The following is a 21,866-nucleotide window of genomic DNA, read 5'->3' as shown; positions in this document are numbered from 1 at the left end:
ACCATGCTTGAAGAACTGCGTATCCGCGACCTCGGCGTCATCACCGACGCCACCCTGCCGCTGGGCCCGGGCCTCAGCGTGGTGACCGGTGAAACCGGTGCCGGCAAGACCATGGTGGTGACCGCCGTCGGGCTGCTCCTCGGTGCCAGGTCCGACGCCGGCGCCGTCCGCAGCGGCGCGAAGAGCGCCTCGGCGGAGGCTGTGCTGAAGCTTGACGCCGGCCACGCTGCCGTCGCGCGGTGCAGGGAAGCCGGGGCCGAGGTGGAGGAGTTCGACGGCGGTGTGGAACTGCTGCTGGCCCGCAGCGTCGGAGCCGACGGCCGCAGCCGGGCCTATCTGGGCGGACGCGCCGCGCCGGTGGGGGTGCTGGCCGAAATCGGCGAAACCCTCGTGGTGGTGCACGGACAGTCGGACCAGATCCGGCTCAAGAGCCCGGTGGCGCAACGCGGCGCCCTGGACAAATTCGCTGGCGAGAGCCTTGCGGGCGCGCTGACCGCCTATCAGGACCTCTACGCGCACTGGCATGCCAGCCAGGGCGAGCTGGACTCCTTGCGCAGTGCCGCGCGTGAACGCCTCCGCGAGGCCGAGTCGCTGCACGTTGCCCTGGCCGAGATCGACGCCGTGGACCCGCAGCCGGGGGAGGACGAGGCCCTCAAGGCCGAGGCCGTGAAACTGGCCAACGTAGAGGAACTGCGGATCGCGGCCAGCACCGCCCACCAGGCCCTCATCGCCGAGGACTTCGGTGAAGAAGCCGACGCCACCACCCTCGTGGACGCTGCCAAACGCACCCTGGAGCACGTGGCCGAACACGACGGGGAGCTGGGCTCTGCCGCGGCGCGCCTGGCCGAGGTCGGTTTCCTGCTCAACGACATCGCCGCTGAACTCGCCAGCTACCAGGCCGCCCTTGACACGGAGGGCCCGGAACGGCTCGCCGAAATCGAGGACCGACGGGCCGCGCTGGCCAAGCTGGTCCGCAAGTACGCGCCGAGCATCGACGAGGTGCTGGTCTGGGCGGAGGAGGCCCGGGCCCGGCACGAGGAACTCCAGGACGACTCCACCAGGATCGAAGCGCTGGACGCCGAGGTCGCACGGGCCGAAACCGAGCTCCGGAAGAAGGCCGCCGGGATCAGCAAGGCCCGCAGCAAGGCCGCCAAGGACCTCTCCGCGCGGGTCAGCGCTGAGCTCACGGCGCTGGCCATGGCCGATGCCACCCTGGTCATCAATGTGGAGCCCGCAGGCCAGCTGGGACCGTTCGGGGCCGACGAGATCTCCTTCCTGCTTCAGCCGCACTCCGGCGCGCCGGCCCGGCCGCTGGGCAAAGGCGCCTCGGGCGGTGAACTCTCCCGCGTCATGCTCGCCATTGAGGTGGTGCTTGCTGCCGTCGATCCCGTCCCGACGTTTGTCTTCGACGAGGTCGACGCCGGCGTCGGCGGCCGTGCCGCCGTCGAGATCGGGCGCCGGCTGGCGATGCTGGCCCAGCACGTCCAGGTCCTCGTGGTGACCCACCTGCCGCAGGTGGCCGCTTTCGCGAACCAGCACATCAGGGTCACCAAGACTTCCGTGCGGGGCGCTGACGGGGCTACCGCCACCGGCTTCACCTCCAGCGACGTGCAGCTGCTGGACGAGGCCGAGCGCGTCCGCGAACTGGCCCGCATGCTGGCCGGCCAAGAGGACTCCGAATCAGCCCAGGCCCACGCCCAGGAGCTGCTGGACGACGCCAAACTCCTCCCGCAAAGCTAGGCGGGCCCGAAAGGACGTCCGCAGGGACTCCCGCAAGGACCGCTGCTAGGACAACAATCACATCGGGATCCCGCCAAGGAACCCGTGGAAGGCCGAATTGATGATAAGCTCAAACCCCGTGGTGCAGCGATCAAACTCTCGTGTAAATTCCCGGTTTCCGGGCTCGTCCAAGACGACCAAACACATCTTCGTCACCGGTGGTGTAGCGTCCTCGCTCGGTAAGGGACTGACGGCTTCGAGCCTCGGCCACCTCCTGCGGGCACGCGGTCTGTCTGTAACAATGCAAAAGCTCGATCCCTATTTGAATGTGGATCCGGGCACGATGAACCCCTTCCAGCACGGCGAAGTCTTCGTCACTGACGACGGCGCCGAGACGGACCTGGACATCGGCCACTATGAGCGCTTCCTCGATGAAAACCTCGAAGGATCGGCCAACGTCACAACCGGCCAGGTCTACTCGACCGTCATCGCGAAGGAACGCCGCGGCGAATACCTCGGCGACACCGTCCAGGTCATCCCGCACATCACCGATGAGATCAAGCGGCGCATGCGGCTTCCCGCCGAGGGCAAGAACGCCCCCGACGTCATCATCACCGAAATCGGCGGCACGGTGGGCGACATCGAGTCCCAGCCGTTCCTCGAATCCGCCCGCCAGGTCCGCCAGGACATCGGCCGCGGAAATGTGTTCTTCCTCCACGTGTCCCTCGTGCCTTACATCGGCCCGTCGCAGGAGTTGAAGACCAAGCCGACGCAGCACTCCGTTGCCGCGCTGCGCTCCATCGGCATCCAGCCCGAGGCAATCGTGATCCGGTCGGACCGAGAAGTCCCGCAGCCGATGCGCGACAAGATCGGCCGCATGTGCGACGTCGACATCGACGCCGTGATCGGCTGCCCGGACGCACCGAGCATCTACGACATCCCGAAGACCCTGCACTCCCAGGGTCTGGATTCCTACATCGTCCGCGCCCTGGACCTGCCGTTCAAGGATGTGGACTGGACCAGCTGGGACAAGCTGCTCGACGCCGTCCACAACCCGAAGCACGAAGTTGAGATCGCGCTCGTGGGCAAGTACATCGACCTGCCTGACGCCTACCTGTCCGTCACGGAGGCCCTGCGCGCCGGCGGCTTCGCCAACGACACCAAGGTCAAGATCCGCTGGGTCCCCTCGGACGAATGCGAAACCCGTGAGGGCGCCGTGCAGTCCCTGGCCGGCGTCGACGCCATCTGCGTTCCCGGCGGCTTCGGCATCCGCGGCCTGGAAGGCAAACTCGGCGCCCTGAAGTACGCCCGCGAAACCAAGCTCCCGGTCCTGGGCCTGTGCCTGGGCCTGCAGTGCATGGTGATCGAGTATGCCCGCAACGTAGTCGGCCTCGAGGGGGCGTCCTCGTCCGAGTTCGAGCCGGACTCCAAGTACCCCGTCATCGCCACGATGGAAGAGCAGCTGGACATCGTTGACGGCAAGGGCGACCTCGGCGGCACCATGCGCCTGGGCCTGTACGAGGCCAAGCTCGACGAAGGCTCCGTCGTCGCCGAGACCTACGGCGCCACGAAGGTCAGCGAACGGCACCGGCACCGCTACGAGGTCAACAACAAGTACCGCGATCAGATCGCCGCCAAGGGCCTGTCGTTCTCCGGAACGTCGCCCGACGGCAAACTGGTCGAGTTCGTGGAACTTCCCCGCGACGTCCACCCGTACTACGTGGCCACGCAGGCGCACCCCGAGCTCAGCTCGCGGCCCACGCGCCCGCACCCGCTGTTCGCGGGCCTGATTGAGGCTGCCCTTGGCCACCAGCGGGCCGGCGACGCCGCGAACGCTGCAAGCAGCAGCCCGAGTGCAAAGGCCGATGCCCCGGCACCTGCGCCCAAGCCCTCGTCGGCAGCAGTGTCCAAGTAATTTCCAACTGAATCAAAGGACGGCGCGATGCCCGGTATGTCTGAGACCCCCAATGCTGCACGGCAGGTTTCGGATGAGCCGAGCCCGCGCCGTCTTTTGTCGTCCCGAAAGGTGTACGAGGGCAGGATCTGGGACGTCGTCAGCGACAGTTTCCAGCTCAACGACGACGGCGACACCCTGGTCCGGGACTACATCGACCATCCAGGCGCGGTGGCGGTTCTCCCGATGAACGACGACGGCGACGTGCTGCTGCTCCGGCAGTACCGGCACCCCGTCGGCATGGACCTCTGGGAGATCCCCGCCGGGCTGCTTGACGTCGAAGGGGAGGACTTCGTCGTCGGGGCCGCCCGCGAACTGGCCGAGGAAGCGGACCTTGTCGCGGACCGCTGGAACGTGCTGGCGGACTTCTTCAACTCCCCGGGCTCCTCCAGCGAGGCCATCCGCATCTACCTGGCCCGCGGCCTGAGTGAGGTGCCGGGACATGAGCGGCACGTCCGCACGGACGAGGAAGCCGAAATCGAACTGCGCTGGACCCCGCTGGACGAGGCCGTGCAGGCGGTCCTTGACGGCCGCCTCCACAACCCGTCCGCCGTCGTCGGCGTCCTGGCCGCTGCCGCCGCCCGCGCGGGCAATTTCGAAAGTCTCCGCCCGGCCGACGCGCCCTGGCCCGCCCATCCCAGCCAGCGCTAGTGGAGCCGCTGATCGCCGAACCGCCGGCCCCGGCGCAACTTCCGGCCCCGGCGCAGGCAGCCGCTCCCGAGCGCCCGCCCGCCAGGGCGTTGACGGCGATCGACCGCGCAATCACTGACTACCTGCAGCACATGGGCGTGGAGCGGGGCCTCGCGGCCAACACCCTCTCCGCCTACCGGCGGGACCTGGCCCGCTACGCCAGGCATCTGGCCCACGCCGGCCGGGAACGCCCCGCGGAGATTACCCGGCACGACGTCACCGGATTCGTTCAGGCGCTCTCCGACGGGTCCGACGGCGGCTCCGCCCTGGGCATCCGCTCGGCGGCCCGGACGGTGGTGGCGGTGCGCGGACTCCACAAGTTCTGGGCCCTCGAAGGCATCACGTCCACCGACCCGGCCAGCGACGTCCACCCGCCCATGCCCGGCAAGCGGCTGCCCAAGGCCATCAGCGTCGATGAGGTCACCCGGATCCTCGAGGCGGCCGGCACGGACACGGCAACGGGCCTGCGCGACCGCGCGCTGCTCGAATTCCTCTATTCCACCGGTGCCCGCATCAGCGAAGCCGTGGGCCTGGACGTTGACGACATTTCCCTGCACACCTCCGGCGGGTCCGATGCCGGCGACGGGCCCGCGATCGTCAGGCTCTTCGGCAAGGGGTCCAAGGAACGCCTCGTCCCGCTCGGATCCTACGGGGCACGAGCCCTTGACGCCTACCTCGTCCGTGGCCGGCCCCTGCTGGCCGCCAAGGGCAAGGGCACCCCCGCCCTGTTCCTCAACGCCCGCGGCGGCAGGATCAGCCGGCAAAGCGCCTGGACCATTTTGAAGGCGGCGGCGGACAAGGCCCACATCACCAAGGACGTTTCGCCACACACGCTGCGGCACTCCTTCGCCACCCACCTGCTGGAGGGCGGTGCCGACGTCCGGGTGGTGCAGGAGCTGCTGGGGCACGCCTCGGTGACCACCACGCAGGTCTACACCCAGGTGACGGCCGATACGCTGCGGGAGATCTACGCCGCCGCGCACCCGCGCGCCCTGGGCTAAGGCGTAGTCCGCCGGGTCCCCGCACCGCGCCGGTGCCGGCAAACTTTTTTGCGGGCCTGTGTAAGAAAATGCCGTTCACTGGACACTTACACAGCAAGAAGAAGTCATCGATGTCCGGGGGAACCACCATGTTGGCTGCCAAAGAGCAAGCGTTCATTGATCTGCACACCCAGCACTCCGCGCGGGTCTACCGCTACATTGCCTGCCGTATCAGTGACCGGCACCGCGCCGAGGAACTGGCCGCGGACGTCTTCAGAATTGCCTGGGAGAAGGAGCTGTCGGAACCGCCCGGCATTGGCTGGCTGTTGGCAACGGCCCGGAATGTGGTCGGCAATGAGTACAAGGGCCGCCGTCGCCGCCAGGAACTTGTCGAAAGGCTGAAAGACGATGCGCGCAGCCAAATCCCCGAGTCAAACAATGAAGAACGAGGCGCCGTGGCAGAGGTGCTGGTGCAGCTCAGGGAGCGGGACCGCGAGGTCCTCATGCTCAGCTACTGGGACGAGCTGACCATCGCTGAACTGGCGCAGACGCTGGGATGTTCCTCATCCGCCGCTGCGGTTCGCCTCCACCGGGCACGCCGGGCGTTTGCGAAAGCTGCCCCCTCACATCTCATGACCGAACGGAAGGACTAGCCATGGACCGCATCGAACAGCTCATGAGGGATGCAAAACCTCGGGTGGGAGCGCCGGGAGCAGAGCCGGGAAGCGACTCTGCCCGCTCAATCGTATTTTCCACGGATCCGAATGTCGTCCTTTTGGCAGGGCGCGCTCCAGCACGACGGAATGCCGTGCGGGCTGCGGCCGCGACTGTACTGGCCGCTGCAGCCATCGTTGGCGCGGTGGTTGTCGGCGGCAATCTGATGCCGCAACCAGCGCCGGGGCCGGCCCAGACGGGCATCCCGGCCCCGACTGCCTCCGCCAGCCCATCGCCGTCGTCCCCAACCCCGTCCGCTGCCTCACCAGCCGCCCCGTCGTCTCCCACGAAAGCGGGTCCAGCCGCTTTGAGCACCGGCGGGGTCGCATGCACCTTGGCCAACATTGACCAGCAGCGCAATGACCAGCAGCGCGCGATCATCCCGATTGCCCCCGCCGACCAGGGCTACTACACGGTGCTGGGCTGCGCCGGCGGCTGGCTCGCCTATTCCATTTCCGGTGACGGGATCCGGGCGCTCCAGCTCGACGGCGGCAACGCCTGGTTCAAGATCGCCAAACTGCAGAACGGCCGATTCCTCTGCGATGTCCGGCAGGAGTGGTCCAGCGTCTACAACTGGGAGTTCCAAGCCACGAACAACCAGGGCCTCACGCCGCAGCAGGCCATGGACAAGGAATTCGCGCAGAAGGGGATACCGGTCGAACTGAGGCCGCAGCTTGTCGGCGACGGCCCGGCCGCCGGATAGCGCCGGCAGCCTGCGGCAGCTATAGGGTTGAGCACATGAAGCTCACGCCAGTCACTCTCTGCTTCCCGCTCCGTGAGGCGGAGAGCGGCACCGAGGTGCTGCTGGGCATGAAAAGGACCGGCTTTGGCATCGGCAAGATCGTGGGAATCGGCGGCCACGTTGAGCCGGGGGAGAGCGACGCCGAGGCCGTGGTCCGCGAGGTCTGGGAAGAAGCCGGGATCATAGTGCTCCAAGAGGACCTGGCCCACGCCGGCGTTGTCGAGTTCATCTTTCCGGCCCGGCCTGACTGGAACATGTCGTGCCGGCTCTTCACCACCCGGCGGTGGCACGGCGAACCCGCCGAGAGCCCGGAAATCACGCCCGAATGGTTCGACTCCGCGGCGTTGCCGCTGGAGCGGATGTGGCAGGATGCGGGGCACTGGCTGCCTCCGGCGCTGGCAGGCGAAACGATCGACGTCGTCGTGGTCCTCAACGAGGACAACGAGACTGTTGCGTCGGTCCGGATCCCGCGGCGCTGAAGTCCGCGGGCAAACAGCACGGGCCGGCCACCTACGAATAGGTGGCCGGCCCGTGCCGGCTGTCCGGTCCCGTGCGTCCCGCAGGAAGCCCTGCTACGCCAGGTGCCGTTCCTCGACGCCGTTGTACTCGCTCAAGGGACGGATGAGGGAGTTCGAATCCAGCTGCTCCATGATGTGCGCCGTCCAGCCTGTGATGCGGCTGGCGACGAACAGCGGGGTGAACGTGGCGGTGTCGAAGCCCATGAGGTGGTACGTGGGTCCGGTCGGGTAGTCGAGGTTCGGCTTGATCCCCTTCGCCTCGTCCATCGCCGTCTCGAGCCCGTTGTAGAGGCCCAGCAGCTCCGGCCGGCCATAGTGCGCGATCATCTTGTCCAGCGCCGACTTCATGGTGGGCACCCGGGAGTCGCCGTGCTTGTAGACGCGGTGGCCGAAGCCCATGACCTTCTTCTTGTGGGCCAGGGCGTCCTCCATCCAGGCCTTGGCCCGGACGTGGGCGTCCTCCAGGGACTCCTCCGGCCGGATGCCGATCTCGTCGAAGGTGTGCATGACGGCCTCGTTGGCACCGCCGTGCAGCGATCCCTTGAGGGCCCCGATGGCGCCGGTCACGGCTGAGTGCAGGTCCGAGAGCGTGGAGGTGATTACCCGGGCCGTGAAGGTCGAGGCATTGAAGGAGTGCTCGGCGTACAAAATCATGGAGACATTGAACGCGTCGACTACTTCGGGGACGGCTTCCTCACCAAACGTCATCCAGAGGAAGTTGGCGTCGTAGCCCAGATCCTCGCGGGGTTCCACCACGTCCTGGCCGTGCCGGCGCCGCTGGTCGTAGGCCACCACGGCCGGCATCGCGGCGAACAGATCGATGGCCTTGGCCAGGTTGGCTTCGCGCGAGGCGTCCTCGGCGAGGGGGTGCCGGGCCCCCAACACCGACGTGGCAGTCCGGCAGACATCCATGGGATGCGCGGTGGTGGGCAGCGCGTCAATCACCTGTTTGACGACCGGATCCAGGGCACGCCCGGCGCGTTCCCGGGCGGTGAACTCCGCCAGCTGCTCCGCGTCGGGCAGCTCGCCGTTCCAGAGCAGGTAGGCGACTTCCTCGAAGCTGCACTTGGCAGCCAGTTCCTGGACGGGGTAGCCGCGGTACAGCAGCGAGTTCGTGTCCGGGTTGACCTTGGAGACTGCGGTGTAGTCCACCACGACGCCGGCGAGGCCCTTTTTAATGTCCTGTTCAGCCATGCTGAAACTCCTTTGTTCCTAACGCCTGTATACCGGCACGTGCCGGAGGTTCTATGCGGGGCTTACTTACCGGGGATCTGGAAATTAAAGACTCCGGTATCGAAACGGTTGTAAGCCTCGTAATCAACGAGATCGTACAAACGCGCACGGGTCAGCATGCTTCCAACCTGTGCCTCCTGGGTTCCGTCGGCCTTAATCGATTCCAGAGTACGCTCCGCAGCGCCCATGGCACTACGGAGCAGCGTCACCGGATAAATGACCATATTGACGCCGACGCCGGCCAGCTCCTCCACGGTGAACAAGGCACTCTGGCCGAATTCGGTCATGTTGGCCAGGATCGGGACGTTGACGGCGTCGCGGATGGCCTGGAATTCGGCCAGGTCCTTCATCGCCTCCGGGAAGATCGCGTCCGCACCGGCCTCCACGAGCGCTTTGGCACGCTCCTGGGCGGCCTCGAGTCCGTCCGTGGCGCGGATGTCGGTCCGGGCCATGATCAGGAAGTTCGGGTCGCGGCGGGCATCGGCCGCGGCCCGGATCCGCTTGGTGGCGGTTTCCAGGTCCACGACGTTCTTCCCGTCGAGGTGGCCGCAGCGCTTGGGGTTGAACTGGTCCTCGATGTGGCAGCCGGCCAGGCCGGCGTTCTCGAGTTCCTGGACCGACCGGGCCACGTTCATGGGCTCACCGAAGCCGGTGTCGGCGTCGACGATTGCCGGCAGGTCCGTCATCCGGGCGATCTGCCCGGCGCGGGTGGCGACCTCCGTGAGGGTGGTCAGCCCGATGTCCGGCAGGCCCAGGTCATTGGCGAGGACGGCGCCGGAAATGTACACCCCGGCGAAGCCCTTCTCCTCGATCAGCCGCGCCGACAGCGGGTTGAACGCGCCGGGGAACTGGGCGATGGTGCCGGAGGCGAGGATTTCGCGGAACCGGATCCGCTTTTGCTCCGGGGTGACTTTCGAATACAACATTAGAAGAGTCCCTTCGGGGCGCCGGCGAGGTCGATCACGCCGTCGGCGGCCTGGATGTTCAGCTGGTCCAGCTCGCCGGCGGCGAGCTCGGGGAGCCGGGCGGCGGCGGCGAGGAAGCGCTCGATCTCCTCGTCGGCCACCAGGCCCGCGGCGAGGGTGCGGAACTTGTTGACGTACTGCTCCCGGGCGAACGGCCGGGCGCCCAGCGGGTGGGCATCGGCGACCGCGATGTCATCGGTGATGACCGTGCCGTCCTTGAGCGTGATCTCCACGGTGCCGCCGAAGGCCTTCTCGGCGATGTCCAGGGAGTGGTAGCGGCGGGTCCATTCCGGGTCCTCGACCGTGGTGACCTTGTGCCAGAGTTCCACGGTGTCGGGGCGGGCGGCGCGTTCCGGGGCGTAGGAGTCCACGTGGTGCCAGGTGCCGTCCTGCAGGGCGACGGTGAAAATGTACGGGATCGAGTGGTCCAGCGTCTCGCGGCTGGCCGTGGGATCGTACTTCTGCGGGTCGTTGGCGCCGGAGCCGATCACGTAGTGGGTGTGGTGGCTGGTCTTGATCAGCACGGATTCGACGTTGGCCGGGTCCGTAACCTCGGGGTGTTCGCCGTTGAGCTTGCGGGCGAGGTCGATCCACGCCTGGGCCTGGTATTCGGCCGAGTGTTCCTTGGTGTACGTGTCCATGATGGCCCGCTTGGCCTCGCCGGCCTCCGGCAGCGGCACGGTGTAGGAGGCGTCCGGGCCGTCCAGCATCCAGGCGATCACGCCGTCTTCGCCCTCGTAGATCGGTACGGGGGAGGTCTGGCCGCGCATCGCACGGTCCGCGGATTCGACGGCCATTTTGCCTGCGAACGCGGGGGCGTGCGCCTTCCAGGTGGAGATTTCGCCCTTGCGGGACTGCCGGGTGGCGGTGGTGGTGTGCAGCGCCTGGCCGACCGACTGGAAGATGGTCTCGACGTCGAGGCCCAGCAGGGTGCCGATGCCGGCGGCGGCGGACGGGCCGAGGTGGGCGACGTGGTCGATCTTGTGCTTGTGCAGGCAGATGGCCTTGACGAGGTTGACCTGGATCTCGTAGCCGGTGGCGATGCCGCGGACCAGGTCCCGGCCGCTGGAACCGACGTGCTGGGCGACGGCCAGGACCGGGGGGATGTTGTCACCCGGGTGCGAGTAGTCCGCGGCCAGGAAGGTGTCGTGGTAGTCGAGTTCACGGACCGCGACGCCGTTGGCCCAGGCGGCCCATTCGGGGGAGACGCGTTCCTCGATGCCGAAGACCTTGGCGCCCTTGCCGCCGGTGCTGGGGCCGTGGGTGAGGGCCTGGGCCCGGGCCGCGACGATCGGGGCGCGGTTCAGCGAGGCAACCGCCACCGAGGCGTTGTCGATGATCCGGTTGATCACCATGTCGGTGACCTCATCGGTGACCTCCACGGGATCCGCGGCGACCTTGGCGATCTTGTAGGCGAGCTGGTCCTCGCGGCCCAGGTTTTCCTCGCTCTTGTAAACGCGGACGTGGTGTTCCTTAACCATGGTGCTCCCTTTGCTGAGGTGTATGGGTGGCTTTGACGTGCGAAAGACTGCGGTGCAGGTGAAGCGTGGTGGCGGCCTCGGCCAGGCGCGGGTTGCCGGCGGCGATCGCCTCGGCGATGGCAGCGTGCTCGGCGGCCGCGGCAGTAAGCCGGGCGGCGTCGTCGGCGGCCAGGCGCCGGACGCGCACGAGGTGGACGCGGAGACTGCGCATGGCCTGGACGAGGTAGGCGTTGGAGATGGCGGCGTCGATGGCCGCGTCCAGCCGTCCGACCAGCCCGTAATAGTCGTGCAGGGCCGGATCCTGTCCGCCGATCAGTTCCGGGGCCTGGAGCAGTTCGCGCCGCAACGCATCGAAGGTTGCGGGGTCGCCGCGCTCGGCGGCCAGGGCGGCGGCCCTGCCCTCGAGGGTTTCGCGCAGTTCGAACAGTTCGTCGATGTCGTCTAGGGAAATGTCGGTGACGACGACGCCGCGGCCGCCCGCCGTCGTCGTCAGCCCTTCGGCCGTGAGCCGGCTCAGGGCCTCCCGCAGCGGGGTGCGGGAGATGCCGAGGCGCGCCGACTGTTCCACCTCCGCGAGCACGGTTCCGGGCAGGAGGCGCCATTCGATGATGTCGTCGCGCAGGGCCGCGTAGGCCTTGTCGCTGGCGCGCATCCTGCCTCCTTCGGTGGCGGCTGTGTCGGGATGGAACATCATCAGTGTATACACGCAACGGCCCGTTGCCCAGCAATTGCCGCCTGTGGTGAACAAATAGCCGAGTTGTGTATACATGACCCTTGTATCGCCGGTCCGCCCCGGTTTACCCTTGTCTATCATTGGTCGCATCACAACGTCGTGGACAGGATGTACGTCATGGTCACCAAGAGCTACAGGGCAGCCTACGAACGGAGCCTGGAACATCCCGCAGAGTTCTGGCTGGAGGCCGCGGAAGGGATCTCCTGGCAGACGTCCCCGCGGCAGGCCCTCGAGGCGGGCCGGGCGCCGCTCTACGACTGGTTTCCGGACGGGGTCCTGAACACGTCGTACAACGCCCTTGACCGGCACGTCGCCCAGGGCAGGGGTCAGCAGGATGCCCTGGTCTACGACTCCGCGATGGTGGGCATCCGGCAGAGCTATACCTATGCGGAACTGACGGACCTCGTGGCCCGGTTCGCCGGTGTCCTGCGCCGCAGCGGCGTCGGCAAGGGCGACCGCGTGGTGATTTACATGCCGATGATCCCCGAGGCCGTGATCGCGATGCTGGCCACCGCACGGCTCGGCGCCGTGCACTCGGTCGTCTTCGGCGGGTTTGCCCCCAAGGAACTTGCCGCCCGTATCCGCGACGCAGCCCCCGCGGCGGTGGTGACGGCGTCCGGCGGCATCGAGCCGTCGCGCCGGATTGAGTACCTGCCTGCCGTCGCCGAGGCCCTCAGTATCGCCGGCGCCGCCGAAACCCCGGTGCTGGTCAAGGCCAGGGACGGCTTCGGCTCGACGGTGGCCTCCATGGCGGCCGAGCACCCCGGGTGGCTCGACTGGGACACCGAGATGGCCTCCGCCGAGGCGGCCGCGCCGGTGGACGTCAAGGCGACGGACCCGCTGTACATCCTCTACACCTCGGGCACCACCGGCTCGCCCAAGGGCGTGGTGCGGGACAACGGCGGCCACGCCGTGGCCCTGAAATGGACCATGGAAAACCTCTACGACGTCGGCCCCGGCGACGTCATGTGGACCGCCTCGGATGTCGGCTGGGTGGTGGGCCACTCCTACATCGTCTACGGTCCGCTGCTGGCCGGCGCCACCACGGTGCTGTACGAAGGCAAGCCGGTGGGGACGCCCGACGCCGGCGCGTTCTGGCGGGTCATCCAGGACCACAAGGTCAACGTGCTGTTCACCGCGCCCACCGCGCTGCGGGCCATCCGCAAGGCCGACCCTGAGGGCCGGTTCCTGGACAAGTACGACATTGCCAGCCTGCGGACCCTGTTCGCGGCCGGCGAGCGGCTGGACACCGATACCTTCCACTGGGCCTCCCGGGTGCTCGGTGTTCCGGTGGTCGACCACTGGTGGCAGACGGAGACGGGCTGGGCCATCTGCGCCAACCCCCGAGGCCTCGGCGGACTGCCGATCAAGGCCGGGTCGCCGAGCGTCCCGATGCCCGGCTTCCGGCTCAACGTCGTCGACGGCGCGGGCGGGGACGTCGAGGCCGGCACGGAAGGCAACATCGTCCTCGGCCTGCCGCTGCCGCCTGGCACCCTGACCACGCTCTGGCGCAACGACGACCGCTACATTTCCTCCTACCTCCAGGCGTTTGAGGGCTRCTATGCCACCGGTGACTCGGGCTACCGGGACGAGGACGGCTATGTCTTCGTCATGGGCCGCACGGATGACATCATCAACGTCGCCGGACACCGGCTCTCCACGGGCGCCATGGAACAGGTGATCGGCCAGCACCCGGCAGTTGCCGAATGCGCCGTGATCGGCCTTGCCGACCCGCTCAAGGGCCAGCGGCCCAGCGGCTACGTGGTCCTCAAGTCCGGGGTGGACGTGCCCGAGGAAGTCCTGGTCAAGGACCTGATCGCCCTGGTCCGGCGCGACATCGGGGCCGTGGCGGACTTCAAGCACGTCACCGTGGTGGATGCCCTGCCGAAGACCCGTTCGGGAAAGATCCTGCGCAAGACCATGCGCCAGATCGCCGACGGCGAGACCTACGTGGTGCCCTCCACGATCGAGGACGCCGGCGTGATCGACGCGCTGCTCGACACCCTGCGCCCCGGCCCTACGGAGTGACCGGAGCAGCCTCGTGGTCTACTGATAGTCGCCGGCCCGTTCGCGGGCGATTTCCAACAGGGTGGAGTGGAAGGCCACCTCGGCCGGGGCATAGACCTTGTCCTCCCGCTGCGCCAGCAGTATTCTCCGCAGCGGGGCCGCGGAACCCAGGCTCAGTACCTTTACGTCGGGATGCTGAAGTGCCACGGCGGTTTTGGGCACCATAGCCACGCCCATTCCCACGCTGACCATGGCCTGGGCCTCCTGGTAGTCGTTGGCCAGGAAGGCAATCTCCGGTTCGAATCCGGCGTCGTGAGCGGAACGCTGCAGCACCTCCACGACGGGGTGGGCCTCGGCGCGCACGATCCAGGACTCGTTGCGCAGGTCTTCCATGCGTACCTGCTCCCGCTCGGCGAGTGGATGGCTGCGGGCCACCAGGATAACGGTGCTCTCCCGGAAGACCTCGGTTACGCGGATGGAATCGTCCCGGAACGGGTTCCAGGGGTAATCCCAGAGCAGGCACAGACCCGTGACCCCGGACTGCAGATCTGCGACGAGTTCGTCGAAGCGGGCGCTGCGCAAAGAGAGGCTGATGGCCGGGTAGCGCTTCTTGAAGGTCCGGATGACGATGGGCAGGAAGGATCCGGCCAGGGTTGGGAATGTACCCACGGTCAGGGAACCGCGTCTGAGGCCGGCAATCTGGCCCAGGTCGGACCGGGCTGCCTGCATCTGCCAGACGATCTTGCGGGCGTGGCCGGCCAGAACCTGGCCGGCCTCGGTGGGCACCACCCCGCGGGAGCGGCGGGTGAGCAGAGGCTGCCCCACTTCCTGTTCGAGCTTGCGCAGCTGCTGGGAGACGGCCGAGGGCGTGTACATCATCAACTCGGCCGCCGCGGTGATCGAGCCCTGCTCCACCACCTCCAGCAGAAGCGCCAGCCGCCTTATGTCGAACAAATCCTGACCTTCGTCTTTTAGCAACGCTTCACCCTTCTTCGCCTTTGGTTCATTCCCTGCCGGGACGAGGCCTGCCTTGAGGACTTCGAGCACTTTTCCTGGCAACGGACGCTTTGCAGCTGGGGAATAATCCTCCAGCGCTCTATGAATTAAGCAATCCTACATCCCCCTGAAAAAATCCAACATTGTCTAAAGTTGTGATCTGGCTCAATCTCTTTTCAGGTCCTCATTCAAGTCTGAGGCACGAGGAGAAGCGGGAAACACCATGAAGATCGAAGCCCAATGGATGCGCGGAGGCACCAGCAAGTGCTGGGTGTTCGAAGCGGAGCATCTTCAGGCGGGCGGCATCAGCCTGGATGTGCTGCTGCCGCGGCTGTTCGGCAGCCCGGATCCGCGCCAGATCGACGGCGTCGGCGGCGCCACCTCGACCACCAGCAAGGCCGTGATCGTGCACCGGCCCGTCAGTGGCGACGTCGACGTTGAGTACACCTTTGCCCAAGTCGGTGTCGAAGAGGCCGCGGTGGACTGGGGCAGCAACTGCGGGAACGGCTCGGCGGTGGTGGGTCTGTACGCCATCGAGAAGGGCTGGGTGCTCCCCAACGGAGACGTCACCCGGATCGTCACCCGCAACACCAACACCAACCAAATCATCGTCCAGCGCGTGGCCACCCCTGCCGGAGCCCTGGCCTCCGTTCCGGACGCCCGGACGCCAGGCGTACCCTTCCCCGGCTACGCTGTGGGGCTCGGCTTCCAGGACCCTGCCGGCAGGACCACCGGTGCGCTGCTGCCCACCGGTGCGGCCACTGACACCCTCACCGCCGGCGGAACCCGCTGGACTGTGTCGATGGTCGACGCCGGAGCGCCCGTCGTGATCGTCAACGCCGAAGAACTGGGCCTGGACCCGGCCAGGTACGACCGCTGGCGCGCCGGAGTGGAGCTGCAGCTGGATACCCTGGAGCAGATCCGGCGGCAGGCGGCGGTGCGGATGGGGCTGGTCCGCACAACAGCCGAAGCGGCCCGGGCCATCCCCAAGCTCGCCATCGTCGCCGCGGCCGCCCAGGCTGACCCAGACTGCGACGCCAACGTCATGATGCTCTCCATGGGCAAGCCCCACCCGGCCCTGGCCATCACCGGTAGCATCGCCCTGACCCTGGCCGCCCGCACCCCCGGCACCGTGCTGCACACCATTACGGGCGACTCCCTGGGGAGCACGCTCCGGCTCCGCACCCCCGCCGGGGTCATCGAGACCTGGAGCGAGGAGCACGACGGGACGCTCCTCGTAGGCGTCGACCGCACGGCCCGCACCATCGCCACAACCATCATCCATCTCCCCGAGGTCCCCGGCAGCGCCGTCGCTGCCTCCCTCGCGGGAGCCACCCGCTGAGGAGACCATCATGACCAAGACTGAGCACCGCACCGCTGTCGCTGCGGACCAGACCCGGGACGACGATGCCCCGCGTCCAACCCGCCGCCGCCGAATCCTGCTGGCGGCGGCCGCCGGGTTCGCGTTCCTGGCTTTGATTGCGCTCGTGCTGGGGGGTGATATCTTCAACCCTTCGGCCACCCCGCAACCGGAGCACTCCATGACCGCTGTCCAAATCATCCCGCTCGTCATCCTCGTCATTATGTTCATCGTCGCCACGAAATGGCCGCTGAACATCGGCGTGATGGGGCTGGTTGCCTCCTTCGGCGTCGGCTATTTCATGCTCGGAATGACGGACAAGCAGATCCTCGAAGAGTTCCCCGCCAGCATCGTCGTGACGATCATCGGAGTCACGTACTTCTTCAGCATGGCCCAGCGGAACGGCACCATCGACATCATCGTCCAGACCTGTGTACGCCTCGTCAGGGGCAAGACGATGCTGCTGCCCTGGGTGTTCTTCCTGATTGCTGCTGCGCTCACGTCACTGGGTACCTTCTCGCCGGCCGCCGTCGCGCTGCTGGCGCCGGCGGCCATCGGATTCGCCTACGAGTCCCGGATCCATCCCGTCTTGATGGGCGCATTCATCATCAACGGAGCCCACGCCGGCGGCTTTTCCCCGCTGTCCGTCGCCGGCGTGCTGGTGCACGACATCGCCCTGAAGAACGGATTTCCCATTTCCCAGGGCGCACTCTTCATCGCCAGCTTCGCTCTTAACCTCATTCTCTCCGTGCTCACCATCGTCCTGTTCGCCCTCCTGGGCAGGCTGCGGGACGGCGAAGGCGGCCAGCATGCCGACGTCGACACCGCCCGCACCAGCCGCCCTCGCGGGCAGCAGATCCTCACCCTGGCCCTGATCGCGGTGATGCTCGTGTGCACCCTGGGCTTCCACCTGCCGATCGGCTTTGTCGCACTCTCCGCCGGACTCCTGCTGGCGCTGGTCAATATCAAAGAACACCAGACGTTCATCGGCGGCGTCTCCTGGTCCACCGTCCTGCTGGTAGCCGGCATGATCACCTATGTCTCCCTGCTCCAGCACGTTGGCGTCATCGACACCCTCGCCGAGCAGGCTCTGGCACTGGGCGCACCGCTGCTGGTGGCGCTGGTCCTCTGCTATGTCATTGGCGTCGGCTCAGCCTTCGCCTCCTCCACGGCGTTGCTGACCGCGTTCATTCCCCTGGCCGGTCCGCTCCTGGCTACCAGCTCGCTGAGCGCATCAGGAACGGTCGCGGCGCTGGCTATAGCTGCCACGGTGGTGGATGTCTCGCCCTTCTCCACCGACGGTGCGCTGGTGGTCGCCAACGCCCGCGACAATGACAGGCAGCGAGTGTACCGGCAGCTGATGGCGTATGCCGGGGGAGTGGTGCTCGTAGCCCCGGCCCTCGCCTGGGTCCTGCTGGTTCCCACCGGCATCATGTAACCGAGCGGCCACCGGCGGTGCGGCTACCGATAGCCGGGCCGACCCCGCCGCATTGAATGAAGTCTTCGTTTGCGGCAAGTAACCACGCAGAAGGCCCGGACACACAGTGTCCGCCGGCACCAGACCGCAGTGGGGCGGCGAATGATGATCACCCGGATCATCGCCTATTCGCAACGCGCGCCGCCCCGCTGCCCTGACACGTCAACAGCGGCCGCATGGCACTAAGCATTCGCGATGATCCCGCCACAAGGAAACCGCCGGGACGGCATTTCGCGGCAGTGTTTCCCGGGATTGCCGGCAAGTGCCCTCCCGGTGACGGTAACGGGGAGCGGCAGGCCTACGTCCGCGGCCGGTTCCAGCGGTATTCGTTCTCCGGCCGCCCGGGGGCGCCGTAGCGGGCGGCGCGGGAGACCGTTCCGGCGTCGGCGAGGTATTCGAGGTAGCGCCGGGCGGTGACCCGGGACATCCCGAGCGCCTCCATGACCTCGCTGGCCGACACCGCCTCGGCCTGCTGCTTGATGTAGTCCTGGACGGATTCCAGCGTGGATACGGCCAGGCCCTTGGGCAGCGACAGCTCGGACGGGGCACGGAGGCTGGCGAAGGCCTGGTCCACATCGCTTTGGGACGCCCGGGCTCCGGCTTCCCCGGCCAGGGGTGCGGCCAGCTGCTCGCGGAACAGCCGGTAGCTGGCGAGCTTGTCCGCAAAGGTCGCGTAGGTGAACGGTTTGATCAGGTACTGGACCACGCCGGTGGCCACCGCGCTGCGGACAATGTTCAGTTCCCGCACCGCGGTGATGGCGATGATGTCCGCGAACAGTCCGGCCGCCCGCATCCGGCGTGCGATGTCCAGCCCGTGGAGGTCCGGGAGGTTCATGTCCAGCAGGACCAGCTCCACCGGATTGCCTGCCGCGGAGAATTCGGTGAGCAGGCGCAGGGCGGACTGGCCGTCGGGCGCGGAGCCCGCCAGGGTGAAACCGTCCAGCCTTTCTATGTAGGCGGCGTGCGCTGCGGCAGCGATGGGCTCGTCCTCGACGACGAGTACCCGGATCTCGCTCATGGTTGTCCCTCGGTAGTGACCGGCAGCGGAGTGACCGGCGGTGTTGTGACGGGCAGAGTGACGCGGAACAGCGCCCCGGCCGGGCTGGTGATTGTCATGGTACCGCCCAGCCGCTGTACCGCCTGGCGCACCAGGGCCAGTCCAAGGCCGCGTCCGAACGGTCCCGGGGCCTTGGTGCTGAAACCATGCCGGAAGACGTCCTCCACGGCCGCGGGATCGATCCCGGGGCCGCTGTCCTCCACGGTAATCTCCAGGGCGGAGCCGGTGGTCTCGACGGTCAGCTCCACGAGCCGGGGTGCCGGCGCCTCGGCCGCGGCGTCGATGGCATTGTCCAGCAGGTTCCCCAGGATGGCCACGAGGTCCTGCACGGCCAGTCCGGTCACGGCCGTGGAACCGCTGGTATTGAGGGTCAGTTCGACGCCGCGTTCGTGTGCTTCGGCTGCCTTGCCCATGATCAGGGCGCCGAGCACGGGTTCCTCGATGGAGCTCACAATGTCATCCGTGAGCCGCTGGCTCAGTTCCAGGTCTTTGGTGGCGAAGTCCAGCGCCTCGGGGCCCCGGCCCAGTTCCATGAGCGAGACGATGGTGTGGAGCCGGTTGGCGTGTTCATGGGTCTGGGCGCGGAGCGCGTCCGAGAGCGTGCGCATGGTCTCGAGTTCACTGCCCAGGGATTCGATCTCGGTACGGTCCCGGATGGTGGCGACCGTTCCATAAACAGGAGTGCCAGCGCCGGCAGCGCCGGACTTCGCTCCGCGCGGGCGGGCGCTGGCAGATTCGGGTCCCACCGCGGGGCCCTGGTTGACCACCAGGATCCGCGAGCCGGTCAGGTGGATCTCATCCAGGGCGGTCCGCCCCGATTCGAAGAGCTCTTTGAGGCTGGGGGCCAGCGGCAACTCCGCGAGGGAGGGCGCCGCCTGGCGGCCGCCCCCCGCAACCCCGCGGTCAGCGCCGGAGGTGGGACCGCCGTCGGCGGACTGCTTCCTCAACCCGAGCAGTTCGGCGGCCTGGTCGTTGTACATCACCACTTTGCCCTTGGGGTCGATGAGGATCACGCCCTCGCGCACCGAATGCAGCACCGATTCGTAGTACGCGAAGAGCTGGCCCAGCTCTTCGGGGCCCCAGCCGCGGGTCACCCGGCGCAGGTACCGTCCCAGGAGCCAGGCCGCCGCCGACCCGCCGGCCAGCAGCGCCAGGCTGATGGCCAGCAGCGCCGGCAGCCGGCCGGAGAGTGCGACGTCCACCGTCCGGACCGTCACGCCCGCGGCCACGAGCGCCCGGACCTTGCCGTCGGCATCCTTGACCGGGGCGATGGTGCGCACCGACGGGCCGAGGGTGCCGGCCACGACTTCCGTGAACACCTGGCCATGGAGGGCCGCGTCAATGGAGCCGATATACGGTTTGCCCAGTTCCTCATCCCGCGGGTGGGTCCAGCGCGTGCGGTCCGGGGCCATGATCGTGATGAAATCCGCGTCGGCGTCGTTCATGGTCTTCAGGGCATACGGCTGCAGCAGGGCCGTGGGATCGGCCGAGTCCGCCGCCGCCAGGACGAAGGGGGCGTCGGCGACGGCGGTGGCGATGCCGGCCATCCGGCGTCCGGCCTCGTCGTAGGCGTGATCGCGCGCGTCCACGAACACGGCCGTGCCAACGATGGCCGTCAGGGCCACCACGAACAGCAGGTTGGCCGCAAACAGCCTGCGGGCGATGCTCCAGCGCCGGATCATCAACACCTTCCATGACCAATATGAACGCAAGGGTGATGCGCGTCACCTTCTCATCAATGATGGGGTTACACGCAAGAAGGACAAGAGCGGACCACAGCCAGGACCGCACCAAGTCCAGCCTATCCAAGGAGAACACCATGGCCTCTCAACGAGGAGAGTCAGCAGCACCGGCCGCCGCTCCGGCCAAGAAGCGCAAGGGACTGGACAAGTCCCACTACCTCTACATCGCAGTCATCGTAGCCGTGATTGCAGGTGCCGTTATCGGCCTGCTGTTCCCCGAGGTCGGCAAATCCCTCAAACCACTCGGCGACGGCTTCATCAAACTCATCAAGATGATGATCGCGCCCGTGATCTTCTGCACCATCGTGCTGGGCATCGGCTCCATCGCCAAGGCCGCCACGGTCGGCAAGGTCGGCGGCCTGGCGCTCGCCTACTTTGTGGTCATGTCCACGTTCGCCCTGGGGATCGGCCTGGTGGTCGGCAACCTGATCCACCCGGGCGAGGGCCTCAAGCTCGCCCCCTATGATCCGAACAAGAAGGCGGCAGTCGACAGCACCGTTGACTTCCTTCTGGGCATCATCCCGGGCGACATTCCCGTGTTGCCGACCCTCCTCGCCGCCATCCTGGTCGGCTTCGCGCTGCAGAAGATGGGCCCGCAGGGAGCCCCGATCCTCAAGGCCGTCGGTTACGGCCAGGCCCTCGTGTTCCGCATCCTCATCATGATCATGTGGCTGGCCCCGGTCGGAGCCTTCGGCGCGATCGCCGCAGTGGTCGGTGCAACCGGCTTCCAGGCCATCATCAGCATGGCGACCCTGATGGGCGCCTTCTACATCACCTGCGCCCTGTTCATCGTCGTGATCCTCGGCGGCCTGCTCAAGGCGGTCGCAGGCGTCAGCATCTTCAAGCTCATGAAGTACCTCGGCCGCGAATACCTGCTGATCTTCTCCACGTCCTCCTCCGAAGCCGCGCTGCCCCGCCTGATCGCGAAGATGGAACACCTCGGCGTGTCCAAGCCCGTCGTGGGTGTCACGGTCCCCACCGGGTACTCCTTCAACCTCGACGGGACCGCCATCTACTTGACCATGGCCGCACTGTTCGTCGCCAACGCCATGGGCACGCCGCTGGACCTTGGCGCCCAGGTTTCCCTGCTGGTCTTCATGATCATCGCCTCCAAGGGTGCCGCCGGCGTCACCGGTGCCGGCCTGGCCACGCTGGCCGCCGGACTCCAGGCGCACGCACCCCAACTGCTGGGCGGCGTGGGCATGATCGTCGGCATCGACCGGTTCATGTCCGAGGCGCGCGCCCTGACCAACTTCACCGGCAACGCCGTCGCCACGGTGCTGATCGGCACCTGGGTCAAGGAGATCGACGGCGGACGCGTGGACCGTGTCCTGGCCGGTGCCGAGCCGTTCGACGAAGAGACGATGCTGGCCGGCCACTCCGGCGCACAGGATGCCGCCGAACAGCCCGCACAGCCGGCACAACCGGTCCTGGCACACGCCTGAACCGACGCCTGCACCGTCCCGAACCACGCCGGAACCGGCCAGGGCCGCACCCC

Annotated in this window: 18 protein-coding genes; 11 read left to right on the top strand and 7 right to left on the bottom strand. The window is 67.4% G+C overall.

Annotation, left to right across the window (positions count from 1 at the left end):
* The first annotated feature begins 3 nt into the window (after positions 1-3).
* From recN to AC1D1A_RS19295, 7 genes are all read left to right on the top strand, one after another.
* Positions 4-1,740: a DNA repair protein RecN gene (gene recN / locus AC1D1A_RS19325; RefSeq protein ID WP_476948475.1), complete on the top strand. Its 1,737-nt coding sequence runs from the start codon at positions 4-6 to the stop codon at positions 1,738-1,740.
* A 100-nt stretch (positions 1,741-1,840) separates the two neighbouring features.
* Positions 1,841-3,634 carry a CTP synthase gene (locus tag AC1D1A_RS19320; RefSeq protein ID WP_476850378.1) on the top strand — a complete coding sequence of 598 codons (1,794 nt, stop codon included), beginning with the start codon at positions 1,841-1,843 and terminating at the stop codon, positions 3,632-3,634.
* A 27-nt stretch (positions 3,635-3,661) separates the two neighbouring features.
* Positions 3,662-4,324 carry an NUDIX domain-containing protein gene (locus AC1D1A_RS19315; RefSeq protein WP_476850379.1) on the top strand — a complete coding sequence of 221 codons (663 nt, stop codon included), beginning with the start codon at positions 3,662-3,664 and terminating at the stop codon, positions 4,322-4,324.
* Positions 4,325-4,332: 8 nt separating this feature from the next.
* Complete coding sequence (gene xerD / locus AC1D1A_RS19310) at positions 4,333-5,364, top strand: site-specific tyrosine recombinase XerD (protein ID WP_476850472.1); 1,032 nt, start codon at positions 4,333-4,335, stop codon at positions 5,362-5,364.
* A 110-nt stretch (positions 5,365-5,474) separates the two neighbouring features.
* Entirely contained in the window at positions 5,475-5,996 is a 522-nt protein-coding gene (locus tag AC1D1A_RS19305; protein ID WP_476859879.1) for an RNA polymerase sigma factor, read from the top strand.
* Positions 5,997-6,391: 395 nt separating this feature from the next.
* Positions 6,392-6,760, top strand: a complete 369-nt coding sequence (locus AC1D1A_RS19300) for a hypothetical protein (protein ID WP_476948474.1) — start codon at positions 6,392-6,394, stop codon at positions 6,758-6,760.
* A gap of 35 nt (positions 6,761-6,795) precedes the next feature.
* Complete coding sequence (locus AC1D1A_RS19295; protein ID WP_230012058.1) at positions 6,796-7,278, top strand: 8-oxo-dGTP diphosphatase; 483 nt, start codon at positions 6,796-6,798, stop codon at positions 7,276-7,278.
* Positions 7,279-7,371: 93 nt separating this feature from the next.
* On the opposite strand, the gene AC1D1A_RS19290 is transcribed toward AC1D1A_RS19295, so the two are convergent.
* From AC1D1A_RS19290 to AC1D1A_RS19275, 4 genes are all read right to left on the bottom strand, one after another.
* A complete protein-coding gene (locus AC1D1A_RS19290) occupies positions 7,372-8,511 on the bottom strand; it encodes a bifunctional 2-methylcitrate synthase/citrate synthase (RefSeq protein ID WP_028277410.1) in 1,140 nt (379 codons plus the stop codon).
* 62 nt (positions 8,512-8,573) lie between these two features.
* The gene (prpB, locus tag AC1D1A_RS19285) at positions 8,574-9,476 is read right to left on the bottom strand and encodes a methylisocitrate lyase (protein WP_230007909.1); all 903 of its coding nucleotides are present in this window, start codon (positions 9,474-9,476) and stop codon (positions 8,574-8,576) included.
* Positions 9,476-10,996: an MmgE/PrpD family protein gene (locus AC1D1A_RS19280; protein WP_230007910.1), complete on the bottom strand. Its 1,521-nt coding sequence runs from the start codon at positions 10,994-10,996 to the stop codon at positions 9,476-9,478. The genes prpB and AC1D1A_RS19280 overlap by 1 nt, the downstream gene beginning before the upstream one ends.
* Positions 10,989-11,648 (bottom strand): GntR family transcriptional regulator, encoded by a 660-nt coding sequence (locus AC1D1A_RS19275; protein ID WP_028277407.1) that lies wholly within the window; start codon positions 11,646-11,648, stop codon positions 10,989-10,991. The genes AC1D1A_RS19280 and AC1D1A_RS19275 overlap by 8 nt, the downstream gene beginning before the upstream one ends.
* 198 nt (positions 11,649-11,846) lie before the next feature.
* On the opposite strand from AC1D1A_RS19275, the gene AC1D1A_RS19270 reads away from it, so the two are divergent.
* Positions 11,847-13,757, top strand: coding sequence for an AMP-binding protein (locus tag AC1D1A_RS19270; protein WP_476948473.1), 1,911 nt, complete (start codon positions 11,847-11,849; stop codon positions 13,755-13,757).
* Between the two features lie 18 nt (positions 13,758-13,775).
* Here the strand turns inward: AC1D1A_RS19270 and AC1D1A_RS19265 are convergent, their stop codons facing one another.
* A complete protein-coding gene (locus AC1D1A_RS19265; protein ID WP_476948479.1) occupies positions 13,776-14,714 on the bottom strand; it encodes a LysR substrate-binding domain-containing protein in 939 nt (312 codons plus the stop codon).
* 241 nt (positions 14,715-14,955) lie between these two features.
* On the opposite strand from AC1D1A_RS19265, the gene AC1D1A_RS19260 reads away from it, so the two are divergent.
* Positions 14,956-16,074: a PrpF domain-containing protein gene (locus AC1D1A_RS19260; protein WP_476948472.1), complete on the top strand. Its 1,119-nt coding sequence runs from the start codon at positions 14,956-14,958 to the stop codon at positions 16,072-16,074.
* Positions 16,075-16,084: 10 nt separating this feature from the next.
* Positions 16,085-17,530 carry an SLC13 family permease gene (locus AC1D1A_RS19255; RefSeq protein ID WP_476857880.1) on the top strand — a complete coding sequence of 482 codons (1,446 nt, stop codon included), beginning with the start codon at positions 16,085-16,087 and terminating at the stop codon, positions 17,528-17,530.
* 337 nt (positions 17,531-17,867) lie between these two features.
* Here the strand turns inward: AC1D1A_RS19255 and AC1D1A_RS19250 are convergent, their stop codons facing one another.
* Both AC1D1A_RS19250 and AC1D1A_RS19245 read right to left on the bottom strand, forming a co-directional pair.
* Positions 17,868-18,587: a response regulator gene (locus tag AC1D1A_RS19250; protein ID WP_223916554.1), complete on the bottom strand. Its 720-nt coding sequence runs from the start codon at positions 18,585-18,587 to the stop codon at positions 17,868-17,870.
* The gene (locus AC1D1A_RS19245) at positions 18,584-20,308 is read right to left on the bottom strand and encodes a sensor histidine kinase (protein ID WP_476850386.1); all 1,725 of its coding nucleotides are present in this window, start codon (positions 20,306-20,308) and stop codon (positions 18,584-18,586) included. Before AC1D1A_RS19245 ends, AC1D1A_RS19250 begins: the two co-directional genes overlap by 4 nt.
* A 137-nt stretch (positions 20,309-20,445) precedes the next feature.
* On the opposite strand from AC1D1A_RS19245, the gene AC1D1A_RS19240 reads away from it, so the two are divergent.
* Entirely contained in the window at positions 20,446-21,813 is a 1,368-nt protein-coding gene (locus AC1D1A_RS19240) for a cation:dicarboxylate symporter family transporter (protein ID WP_476850387.1), read from the top strand.
* The last annotated feature ends 53 nt before the right edge of the window (positions 21,814-21,866 follow it).

The sequence above is a fragment of the Arthrobacter sp. P1_B9 genome (genome assembly GCF_056406495.1).
The sequence above is the reverse complement of the archived record's forward strand: the minus strand, read 5'-3'. Positions and strand labels throughout refer to the sequence as shown.

Excerpts from the sequence above, each read along its gene's own strand:
- recN (WP_476948475.1), top strand. The coding sequence starts at position 4 with ATGCTTGAAGAACTGCGTATCCGCGACCTCGGCGTCATCACCGACGCC.
- AC1D1A_RS19320 (WP_476850378.1), top strand. The coding sequence starts at position 1,841 with ATGATAAGCTCAAACCCCGTGGTGCAGCGATCAAACTCTCGTGTAAAT.
- AC1D1A_RS19315 (WP_476850379.1), top strand. The coding sequence starts at position 3,662 with ATGCCCGGTATGTCTGAGACCCCCAATGCTGCACGGCAGGTTTCGGAT.
- AC1D1A_RS19305 (WP_476859879.1), top strand. The coding sequence starts at position 5,475 with ATGTCCGGGGGAACCACCATGTTGGCTGCCAAAGAGCAAGCGTTCATT.
- AC1D1A_RS19295 (WP_230012058.1), top strand. The coding sequence starts at position 6,796 with ATGAAGCTCACGCCAGTCACTCTCTGCTTCCCGCTCCGTGAGGCGGAG.
- AC1D1A_RS19290 (WP_028277410.1), bottom strand. The coding sequence starts at position 8,511 with ATGGCTGAACAGGACATTAAAAAGGGCCTCGCCGGCGTCGTGGTGGAC.
- prpB (WP_230007909.1), bottom strand. The coding sequence starts at position 9,476 with ATGTTGTATTCGAAAGTCACCCCGGAGCAAAAGCGGATCCGGTTCCGC.
- AC1D1A_RS19280 (WP_230007910.1), bottom strand. The coding sequence starts at position 10,996 with ATGGTTAAGGAACACCACGTCCGCGTTTACAAGAGCGAGGAAAACCTG.
- AC1D1A_RS19275 (WP_028277407.1), bottom strand. The coding sequence starts at position 11,648 with ATGCGCGCCAGCGACAAGGCCTACGCGGCCCTGCGCGACGACATCATC.
- AC1D1A_RS19260 (WP_476948472.1), top strand. The coding sequence starts at position 14,956 with ATGAAGATCGAAGCCCAATGGATGCGCGGAGGCACCAGCAAGTGCTGG.
- AC1D1A_RS19255 (WP_476857880.1), top strand. The coding sequence starts at position 16,085 with ATGACCAAGACTGAGCACCGCACCGCTGTCGCTGCGGACCAGACCCGG.
- AC1D1A_RS19250 (WP_223916554.1), bottom strand. The coding sequence starts at position 18,587 with ATGAGCGAGATCCGGGTACTCGTCGTCGAGGACGAGCCCATCGCTGCC.
- AC1D1A_RS19245 (WP_476850386.1), bottom strand. The coding sequence starts at position 20,308 with ATGATCCGGCGCTGGAGCATCGCCCGCAGGCTGTTTGCGGCCAACCTG.
- AC1D1A_RS19240 (WP_476850387.1), top strand. The coding sequence starts at position 20,446 with ATGGCCTCTCAACGAGGAGAGTCAGCAGCACCGGCCGCCGCTCCGGCC.